Source organism: Streptomyces durbertensis (assembly GCF_014156695.1).
GTDB classification, from domain to species: domain Bacteria; phylum Actinomycetota; class Actinomycetes; order Streptomycetales; family Streptomycetaceae; genus Streptomyces; species Streptomyces durbertensis.
Genome location: NZ_WMLF01000241.1, coordinates 1 through 7981, shown reverse-complemented (window position 1 = coordinate 7981; position 7981 = coordinate 1). Strand labels below are relative to the sequence as shown.

Here is a 7981-nt window from a genome sequence, read left to right as displayed (position 1 = left end):
CCCCGCACGCACCACCAACTCCCCATAACTCAACGACTCCCCACCACACACCACCGCCACCTCACCCGGAACCTCCACCGCACGACGCACCACCGCCTCATGAACGGCGGACACCGGGAACCGGGCACCCGCCCCCGCCCACTCGGCCAACAGCGAGCGCTCGGTGGCGTCCATCACCGACAGTCGGTCGATCGGCGTGTCCGGCTCGGCGAGTATTCCGCCGAGCAGCACGCGCCAGTGGTCGACGAGGCTTCCGACGGTGGCGGCGTCGAAGAGGTCCGTCGCGTACTCGACCTGGAGGAGCATGCCGTCGGGACGCCGGTAGATCGACCACGTGAGGTCGAACTTGGCGGTTCCCGTGGGTGTCATGGAACGCTCGACGGACACGCCCTCCGCGAAGGGGGTCGGCGGCTCTTCCTCGTGGAACGCGAACAGGGTCTGGACGATCGGATTGTGGCTCAGCGAGCGCTCGGGGTGCAGTCGCTTCACGGCGAGGTCGAAGGGGGCCTTGCTGCGGGACAGGGCGTTGAGCAGTGAGCGGTGCGTGCGTCGTACCAGTTCGCGGAAGCTCGGGGCGCCGGAGAGGTCCGTGCGCAGGACGAGGGTGTCGACGAAGAAGCCCACGAGGTCGTTGAGCCGGGCGTTGCCGCGCCCCGCGGTCGGCGAGCCGACGACGATGTCGTCGCTGCCGGAGTGGCGGGCGGCGAGGACCTGGAACGCCGCGAGCAGCACGGTGTAGAGGCTGACGTTCTCGGCGGCCGCGAAGGCCTCCAGGCTGCTCGACGACAGGTCGTCGAGCGGGAAGTCGGTGGTCTCGCCCCGGTACGTCAGCTCCGCCGGGCGGGGCCGGTCCAGGCCGAGGTCCAGGAGGTCGGGGGCGCCGTCCAGCGCGTCCTCCCACGCGCGCAACGCCCGCTCGGTACGCGGGCCGTCGAGCGCGTCGCGCTGCCACAGCGCGTAGTCGGCGTACTGGACGGGCAACGGCTCCGCCGGCCGCCCCGCTCCGGACGCGTACGCCTCGCGCAGCTGCCGCTCGAAGACGTCCAACGACCAGCCGTCGCAGGCGATGTGGTGGAAGGTGAGCTGCAGCCAGTGCTCGTCCTCGGCGAGCCGGTAGAGCGCCATCCGCAGCATCGGGTCCTTCGCGAGGTCGAAGGGCCGGCGGGCATCGGCTTCGACGGCCTCCCGGGCGTGTGCGGCGCGCGTGTCGGCGGGCAGTGGGGTGAGGTCCACAACCACGCAGTGCGGTTCGCGACTGTCCAGGAGGCGCTGTCTCGGCTGCCCGTGCCGGTCCTCCTCGAAGACCGTGTAGAGCACCTCGTGCCGCCCGGCGACCACGGTGACGGCGGCGACCAGCCGGTCGGCGTCCAAGGGGCCGGTGAGGCGCAGCGTCACGGGGATGTTGTAGACGGCGTTGCTCCCCAGCCAGCGGTCCAGGAACCACAGCCGCTGCTGCCCGTACGAGAGCGGGCCGCGTTCGTCCGGCCGTGCGGTCAGCTCCGCTCTCGGAGCGGGCCTCGCCGCGCCACGCGTTCCCGGCGCCTCTTCAGCCTTGCGGTTGCCGTCCATGATCACGCCCTTCATCGCCGGTGTCGCCGGTCTCTGTCGGTTCGCTGGATCCGACAGGGGGACCTGTCGTCTCACTCGTCGGTCGTGCGGTCCACGTCGTCCGAGCCGGTGCCCCGGGCTGGTTTCCGGGCAGCGCTGCGGGTGGACGGGACTGAGGGCCGTTCGTGCGTCGGGCAGCGCCGGGGCCTGCCGTCGTGGCAGTCGGGGCAGGCGGTTCCCGTTCCGCTTCCGCGTTGCTGACGGCCATACCGTCGCAGCGGGCGCTTCCCGGATTCTTCCGACGTGCTACCCGGCGGCGGGAACCGGACCGGACGCCTCCTCCCCCGGCTGCCGAACGGCGGGATCGGCGCGGGACGGGGGCCGGGGCTCCGATCGGCGCACTGGCGCGGAAGCGGATTTCGCAAATCCGGTCTCGTTCCGATCTCTTGAGGTCGCTCAGAGGGCTCAACTAGGCTGCGCGAGGCGAGAACGATCTGGGCAAATCTCACCCGAGGGCTCGAATTCACCATCAACGGGGGGCGTTATGCGTGAGTTCCGCGTGCTCGGTCCGATCGAGGTGCGGCGTGACGGCCAAGCGGTCCGGCTCAACGGGCGCAAGGCCCGGTCGCTCCTCGCGGCCTTTGTCCTCCGCGGCGACCACATCGTCCTGACCGACCGGCTGGTCGAGGTTCTCTGGGGTGAGCGGCCTCCGCTCACGGCGGTGGCGCAGGTGCACAAGTACGTCTCCGGTCTGCGCAGCGCCCTCGGCCAGGAGCGCATCGTGCGCCACGGTCACGGTTATCGGCTGTGCCTGGAGGACGACCAGCTCGACCTGCTGATGTTCGACCGCGGAGTGTCCGCCGCACGTGCCGCTCGCGCGAGCGGCCGGCGGGCCGACGCCGCTCGGGAGCTGCGGGCCGCGCTCGGCCTGTGGCGCGGTGTGCCGCTCGCGGACACCACCGACGCGCTCCAGCGTGCCGAGGTGCCCGCCCTGGAGGAGCGCCGGATCGGCGCCCTGCTGGAGATGGTCGAGGCCGAACTCTCCCTGGGGCGCCACAAGGAGCTCGTCGGTGAGCTGGCCGCGCTGGTCACCGCCAACCCGCTGCACGAGCAGTTACGCGGTCACCTCATGCTGGCGCTGTACCGCTGCGGCCGCGTGGCGGAGGCGCTCGCGGTCTACCAGGAGGGCCGCACGCTCCTCGCGGAGGAACTCGGCATCGAGCCGGGGGCGGAACTCCAGCGGCTGCACCAGGCCGTTCTTGTCATGGACCCCGCCCTCAGTGCCGACGTCGGCACGGCTGAGGACGCGGAACCCGTCACCCTTGCTCGGGGCGGCCAGGCCGGTCAGCACAGTCAGGACAGCGCTGACGGCGACGCCGTTCCGCCGCCTGCCCCGCTCCGGCCGGTACCGGCCCAGTTGCCGCCGTCCATCGCGGACTTCACCGGTCGCGGCGAGGAGGTCGACCGGATCTGCACGGCTCTGCGGGCGGCGCACGAGGACGCGCCCGCCCTGGTGGCGATCGCCGGCAAGGGCGGCGTAGGGAAGACCACGCTCGCCGTGCACGCGGCGCGGCGCGTCGGCCCGGACTTCCCGGACGGCCAGCTGTACGTCCGGCTGCGCGACGCCCAGGCCCGGCCGGTGGAGCCGAAGGTGGCTCTCCAGGGGTTCCTGCGCGCCATGGGGGTCGACGACCCCGGCATCCCCGACAGCCTCGACGAGTGCACCCGGCTGTTCCGCAGTCGCTCCGCCACCCGGCGCATGCTCGTTGTGCTCGACGACGCCACCGACGAAGCGCAGATACGCCCGCTGCTGCCCAGCTCCCCGGACTGCGCCGTGCTCATCACCGGCAGGACGCGCCTGTGCGGCCTCGAAGCCGCCCACCACGTCCACCTCGAGGTCTTCGACTCGTCCGACGCGGTCGAGCTCTTCAAGCGCATCGCGGGTGCGAACCTCCCCCGCGACGACCAGGCATCCACCCGTGAGATCACCCAGCTGTGCGGCCATCTCCCCCTGGCCGTACGGATCGCGGCCGCACGCTTCGCCCAGCACTCCCGCGGCGACCTGGCGTGGTTCGCCCGGCGCCTGACCGACGAGCGTCGGCGGCTGGACATCCTCGTCGCCGGAGACCTCGAGGTCAGGGCCAACCTGGAGGTGAGCTACCAGGGTCTCGGCGCCCGCGAACGCCAGGCGTTCTGCCTGCTCGGGCTGGTCGACACGACCGACTTCGCCGCGTGGGTCCTGGCCCCCCTGCTCGACACCACCGTCGACGAGGCCGAGGACATCGTGGAGGAGCTGGTCAACGCGCAGTTGCTCGACATCGTCGACAGCGACGTGGGAGGGCACACCCGGTACCGCTACCACGACCTGGTCCGGCTGTACGCCAGAGAACGCGCCGAGAGCGAGTACACCGAGCCGGAGCGCCGCGCCGCGTTCGGTCGCCTCCTCAGCTTCTGGGTGCACCTCGCGACGGAGGCCGGCCACCGCCTGTACGGAACGAGCGAGCACGGCCGGGCGCACCAGTTGTCGGCGGGCCCGAGGCACGCCTTCCCCGCCGCCCCCTGCGACGTCGACTGGATACTGCGGTTCCCCCTGGAGTGGTTCGAGACGGAACGCCCCGCCCTGACGGCGGCCATCGTCGAGGCCAGTGCGCGGGGCTTCGGATCGCTCGCCTGGGCTCTCGCCGACAGCATCACGGACCACATCGAACTCTGCCATCGCTACGACGACTGGGAGCACACGCACACGCGCGCGCTGGAGGCGTGCCGGCGGGAGGATGACGCGGCCGGCGCCGGCGTGATGCTCCTGCGCCTGGCCGGCCTGTACCTCATCCGGACGGACGCGGCCGCCAGCCTGCGCGCGGCCGAACGCGCCGAGGAGGCGCTGGAGGACAGCGGGCACAAGGCCGTCATCGCCGAGGCGCTGGTCGCCCAGGCCGCGGCCCTGCGGGTGCTGGGCGACCACGACCGTGCGCTGGACCGAGTGCGCCGCGCACTGGACATGGCCCGTGCCACCTCCAACCTCCTGGCGGCGGCGCGGGGGACCCGGGAGCTCGGCACGATCCACTACGAGCGGGCCCGGTGGGAGGAGGCGGCCCGCGCGCTCCGCGAGTCCCTCGCCCTCAGCCGCGCACTGCGCAACCAGCGTGAGCAAGCCCTGGCCATGCGGTACCTGGCCGTGGTCCTGCGCCACCAGGAGTCCTTCGAGGAAGCGTGCGCGTACGCCCAGGCGGCGCGTGCCATGTTCCAGCACCTCAGGGACCAGCCCTATGTGGCCTTCACCAGCCTCACTCTCGGACTCACCCTGATCCAGCTGCGCGACCCGTCGGCCCGGCGCGTCGTCGAGGAGGGCGTCGCCCTGCTCGAGGAGATGGACCTCGGGTTCGGCACGGCCGAGGCTCTGTACGTGCGGGCCGCCCTGGAACTCGCCCACCACCGCGGCGACCGCGCCGTCGAACAACTCGTCCAGGCGATCCGCCTGCTCGGCGCCCGGCCCGTACACAACGTGCTGCTCTCCACCGTGGAGCTGCTCGGCCAGGCGCTGGAGGCCACCGGTGACCGCAGCCGGGCCGCCGCCGCGCGGTGCGCCGTGACCACCCTCACCCACCTCGTCGGCGAGCCGCCCCCGCCCGGCCTGCTGGCCTCACTCACCTCACCACCCGGAAGAAAAACGGAAGAGCCGGGGCCTACCGTCTCCCGCGCGTCCCGACCGCTTCGCACGACCTTCGCACGACAGGGGAAGACAGATGAAGAAGACCACCATCCGCACCAACCCCCGCGAGAAGGCGCAGTCCCGGGGCAACGCCACGATCGGCATCTTCCCCCCGCGGGCTGACGCGCCCGCGGGCGGGAAGTGACCGCCCGCGGGTGAGGGAGACAGGAGCGCGCGCGTGCGCGTGATGCTGGTCAACACGCCGTGGGCCTCGCTCGACACACCGTCGCTCGCCCTCGGCATCCTGCACGCCGTCGTCCGGCCGCACGTCGACGAGGTGACCACACTCTGCGCCAACGTGGACTTCTACGACTGGGCGGAACAGGCGATGGGCCTCACCGTCGACGACTACGAGTTCTACGCCCACCGGGCGTACTTCGAGGGCTTCGGCGACTGGGTCTTCTCCAGCGCCCTCTACGACGATCCGAGCTGGCGCGTCCGCGAGTTCCAGGAGGAGATGGCAAACGGACTCACCGACCGACTGCGCAAGACAAGCCTCCACCTGCACGACCTGGCCCCCCGCTTTGTCGCCGAGCTGGCCGCCCGCATCGTCGAAGCCGCCCCTGACGTCGTGGGCTTCACCACCACGTTCCAGCAGAACACGGCCGCGCTGGCCACCGCCCGGCAGGTCAAGCTGCTCGCGCCCGACACGGTGACCGTCCTCGGCGGAGCCAACTGCGACGGACCGCAGGGCGAAGCCCTCCACCGGAACTTCCCCTTCGTCGACCACGTCGTGCGCGGAGAGGCGGAAGGCGCCTTTCCCGCGCTGCTCGACGCGCTGCGCGGGCGCGGCGGCGACCTTGCGGAGATCCCCGGCCTGTGCTGGCGCACGGAGACGGGCGAGCACCGGGCGACCGGCCTGCCGGCCGTCCCCCGACCGGCGGACCGGATGGCCGAACCCGACTTCGACGCCTACTTCCATCGGATCGAGCTGTCGTCCGCGCGTCCCCACCTCGAACCGAAACTCGTGCTCGAGGGCTCCCGCGGATGCTGGTGGGGCGAGAAGCACCACTGCACCTTCTGCGGCCTGAACGGCTCGTCGATGCGGTTCCGGAGCAAGGAACCGGTCGACTTCCTGAACTCGATCGTCCACCAGTCGCGCCGCCACCAGGTCCTCGACGTCCTGGTCGTCGACAACATCCTGGACATGGGCTACATCCACGGCCTGCTGCCGGAACTCGCCGGTCTGGGATACGACTACCGCTTCCACTACGAGATCAAGTCGAACCTCCGCCACCGCCAGCTGAAGACCATCGCCGAGGCCGGCCTCGTCCAGGTCCAGCCGGGGATCGAGAGCCTGAGCAGCCGGGTCCTGCACCTCATGCGGAAAGGCGTCACGGGCTCCCAGAACGTCCGGCACCTGCGAGACACCCAGTCGGCCGGTGTCTGGCCCGTCTGGAACTACCTCTACGGCTTTCCCGGCGAGACCGAAGCCGACTACACCTCCGTGATCAGCCAGCTGCCGGCCCTCCACCACCTCCCCCCTCCCGAAGCCGCCACCCGTATCGCCATCGAGCGGTTCAGCCCGTACTTCGACCAGCCCGAGCTGGGCTTCAACGACCTTCGCCCGGCCGCCCACTACGCCCGCATCTACGACCTCCCCGCGTCCGAACTGCACGACCTCGCCTACCTCTTCGAGACCGCGCACGCGGGCATCGACGGCGTTGTCGCCGACCGCCTCGCGGACGCCGTGGCCGAGTGGCGTGCCGTGCACGCGTCATGCCGCCTCACCCACCACGATCTCGGCGACAGGATCGTGCTGACCAGCAGGCGGCCCGGTTTCGGCTGGACGATCCGCACGATCGACGACCCGGTCGGGACAGCCGCGTTCCGTCTGCTGGAGAACCCGCGCAGCGTCGGCTCACTCGCGCGCCGCCTGACCGCGAGCCTCGGCGCACCCGTCACCGAGGCACACGTCGGACGCGTCCTGGCGGACTGGCACAAGGCCGGCATCCTCTTCGAGGACGCGGACAGGTACGTCCACGTCGCGCCGCCCGCCTCCAACACCGAACTGAGCCGCATCGAGCAGTCCGCCCCCGACCTCACCCAGGACTTCCGCCGCCCCGGGGCACCGGCGGCGAAGGACACCCGATGAGCGCGCCCACCCCGCTCGCGGTGCGCCTCTGGCGCGACTACCAGGACGACGTCCGACGCCTGCCGGGGATGTGTCTCGGCACGGCGTCCGTGACCGGTGCCGTCGCCGCCACCGCCGCCGGGTTCGACACCTCGGGCGCCCGGCGCGTCGAACTGGTCGAAGAGGTCGACCTCTCCTCGACCGACGGCGCCCCGGAAACGGCGGTCCGCACCCTCCGCCTGCTCCAGGAGCTGACCGCGCGCGGAATCGTGGTGGACTGGCGCCTGCGCCTGGGCGACGAGCCGACCGCCCCCGCGCTCGGCCACCTGTACCCGCCGCGTGAGATCGACGGCCGCGAGGACGCCGCCCGGCTCCGGGCCGAATGGGCCCGCACCTTCTTCCTCGGCAAGTGCTCCTACCGCCGCGGCCCCGGCTTCCTGGAGGTCCGCGACCACCGCGCCGGCGTCCTGCAACGCATCGTCATCGACGAACCGGAGTACCACGCCGCGATCTCCGAACTCACCGCGGACGACCCCGCCCACCAGCCCTCGCCGGACATCCTGACCGACAGCGTCCTGCGCGACCTCGCCGCGGAGTCCCTCACCCTGCGCTTCGGGGCCCACCACTGGTGGGCCCCCACCCCCGTACAC

4 protein-coding genes are annotated in these 7981 nt (G+C 71.8%); 3 read left to right on the top strand and 1 reads right to left on the bottom strand.

Translation table 11 applies throughout. The features are described 5' to 3' along the window. Window positions 1-1584 (bottom strand): condensation domain-containing protein (locus GL263_RS16490; protein WP_228456555.1); only part of this gene is annotated, 1584 nt, incomplete at its 3' end. Between the two features lie 508 nt (window positions 1585-2092). Between GL263_RS16490 and GL263_RS16485 the strand changes: the two genes are divergently transcribed. From GL263_RS16485 to GL263_RS16475, 3 genes are all read left to right on the top strand, one after another. Beyond that, a complete protein-coding gene (locus GL263_RS16485) occupies window positions 2093-5380 on the top strand; it encodes an AfsR/SARP family transcriptional regulator (RefSeq protein ID WP_182856484.1) in 3288 nt (1095 codons plus the stop codon). A 64-nt stretch (window positions 5381-5444) separates the two neighbouring features. After that, window positions 5445-7352 carry a RiPP maturation radical SAM C-methyltransferase gene (locus GL263_RS16480; RefSeq protein WP_194377620.1) on the top strand — a complete coding sequence of 636 codons (1908 nt, stop codon included), beginning with the start codon at window positions 5445-5447 and terminating at the stop codon, window positions 7350-7352. Then, window positions 7349-7981, top strand: a 633-nt coding sequence (locus GL263_RS16475; RefSeq protein WP_182856482.1) for a DUF5825 family protein, incomplete at its 3' end; no start/stop codon positions are given. The genes GL263_RS16480 and GL263_RS16475, both read left to right, overlap by 4 nt.